The organism is Clostridia bacterium, assembly GCA_014360065.1.
GTDB lineage: Bacteria > Bacillota > DSM-521 > Neomoorellales > JACIYF01 > JACIYF01.
The window spans coordinates 1-2542 of sequence record JACIYF010000207.1; the positions used below are offsets into that span (position 1 = coordinate 1).

At 51.2% G+C, this 2542-nt stretch carries 2 protein-coding genes; both read right to left on the bottom strand.

Annotated elements, in window-relative coordinates; genetic code table 11:
• Window positions 1-125: 125 nt before the first annotated feature.
• Window positions 126-737: a UbiX family flavin prenyltransferase gene (locus H5U02_15035; protein ID MBC7343734.1), complete on the bottom strand. Its 612-nt coding sequence runs from the start codon at window positions 735-737 to the stop codon at window positions 126-128.
• A gap of 115 nt (window positions 738-852) precedes the next feature.
• The gene (locus H5U02_15040) at window positions 853-2295 is read right to left on the bottom strand and encodes a UbiD family decarboxylase (GenBank protein ID MBC7343735.1); all 1443 of its coding nucleotides are present in this window, start codon (window positions 2293-2295) and stop codon (window positions 853-855) included.
• Between the last annotated feature and the right edge of the window lie 247 nt (window positions 2296-2542).

Genomic DNA, 2542 nt, shown 5'->3' on the forward strand with positions numbered 1-2542 from the left:
GCCCCGCCATAATCAAATAAGGCCCGACTTGCTAGCAAAACTACCGTTCCTAAAGCCGGACCTAGTAGCAGACCTAGAAGCACCGTATACACCTTTGCCACCGAGTCGACCCCCCATAGATCCTGCTAAATCACCTGAAGGTCTTCCCCATGCAGCACCTCACTAACGCCTGTCCATTCTTTGATGAGTTCCTGCCGTACATCCAGTGCATCCAATATTCGCGCTACAGTATGGATTACAATATCATTGACTGCGCGCGGACGGTAGTAGAAGGCCGGCATTGGGGGTAGAATCGTGGCTCCAATATCGACCGCCCTTAGCATGAGCTCAAGGTGGCCCCTATGCAAAGGCGTTTCTCGTACCACTAGTACTAGCCGCTTACGTTCTTTTAGAGTAACGTCTGCAGCTCGAATCAGCAAGTTTTCGTTCCAAGAATTGGCGACCCCTGATAAGGTCTTAACGCTACATGGCACAATTACCATCCCGTCGTGGTGGAATGAACCGCTAGCAATAGCAGCCCCTACATCTCGGTTGTCGTACACATAGTCAGCAAGGCTTTCCACTTCCTCAGGTGTATACTGAGTCTCCAGGGAAGTAGTTCTCCTTGCCCAGTCACTCATTACCAGGTGGACCTCTGCACCCATAGCCTTCAGGGTTTCAACTAACCTAATTCCATAAATCTGTCCTGTAGCTCCAGACATCCCCACCACTATTCGTGGCTTCTTCCCAGCGTCCATTCGCCAGCTTCCTTTCAAGGTTAATTGGCGCCTGGCAATCCCGCTAACAAAGGGCATTGCCAGGCAAACCATCGCAAGAATTAGTCGACCATTGTGCTGCAAGATGCTAGATCGCCTACTTGACCAAGTAACCCCACTTTTCCAAGGTCTTCTTCTTAACTTCAGGTGAGGGCATATTGACTGGTGGGAATTTATCCCTCCACTCGTATGGCCTAGTAGCGTCAATGATAGCCCGTGAGTTCCAGAGGGCAAGCTTCTCCTTTTGCTCGGGGCTAATCCGGGGATCTAAATGGGTGCTCCAAGCTCGATGGATGATGTCAATGGAAGTAGCTGGATCCGACCGGGTGCACATAGCCCAAACGACTTCCTCTAAGTCAGTAACATCAATGTCGTCATCCACTACCACAACGTAGCGCCCGCAATACGCACCAACGTGGCACTGAGAAGCAACGTGACCGGCTTGAGTCGCATGCCCAGGATACCTCTGCTTAATCGATACGGCAAGAAATAGCCTCGCCCCGCCAGCCTCGTGGCACCACGTCGCTACCACATCTGGTACCCCAGCCTTTTCAAGCTCCTCCTTTAAAAGAGGCGACCGCATAAAGGCTCGATAAAACGCTAGTTCATCAGGAGGACGATTTGGCGGGCTACCAAGAATAATAGGATCGTTGCGATGGTAGATAGCCTTGATTTCGATTCTGGGTTCTTTTCGAGCCCCGCTGGCGTAATAGCCAGTCCACTCGCCAAACGGTCCTTCCTCCTTTAGATCGTCATAATGGGCAAACCCTTCAATAGCGATCTCCGCCCTTGCCGGGATCGGCAAACCAGTGTATTTCCCCTTTATCACCTCAAACGGCTCTCCCCGGACAGCCCCTGCCCACTCATACTCACTGAGGCCATAAGGCAGTTCACTTGCTCCCGCCAAGTAGAGCAGGGGATCGCCCCCAACCACAACCACGACTGGGCAAGGCTCTTTTCTAGCAAAGTACTTGTCCCGATGAATCCGCCCATGCTTGCCAGGCGAAATGTAGAAGAAAACATGCTTCTCATCATCAACCATAACCCTGTAAGTACCAAGATTAACCCAGCCTTCATCAGGATCCCTCGTTATGTCATAGCTACCAGTCCCGATGTATCTGCCACCATCTCGCTCGTGCCATTTAGGGACGGGAAACTCAAGAACGTTAACCTGATCTCCCTCATGTACGTTCTCGAGGATTGGCCCATCCTCAACATACACCGGAGGCAACGGCTCCAGGTTTTGAGTCCGCTTGTACAATTCCGTGCTCAGTTCGAATTTAGGTAAACCCAGGGGCAGACCGAATGTGATAGCAAGCCGGTTGTCGCTCTTTAGGGCATTGGTTAAAACGCGATATCCTTTTCTGTATCCCGGGATATTGTCAAAGATCACCGCAGGCGAGCCTGGCGTATGATTGAGAAGCTCGGTCGCCATACCAATGTCCTCTTGCCAAGTTGCTCCTTCGACTATTTTCAATTCCCCCTCCTTGTCAACCAACTCGAGCCATTCTCTCAGGTCCTTGTACTGTACCTTACTCATTCAACTTTCCCCCTTAACGCCTTTTTCAATCTTTTTTAATCCGGAACTCAGGCAGCCGATTCCACCTACGAATACACCTCACCCCCATACTTTGCGTGCGCGCATACCCTCACCTCCTCATCAACCTGTCCCTAAGATCTCTAATGACTTGCTCAGGGATCTCATTCCTCTCAGGGAATCCGGGAACATCTTCAGGTCGAGTCGCATCAATGATACATACCGCATCACCGAGCCAAGTCCGGAAACT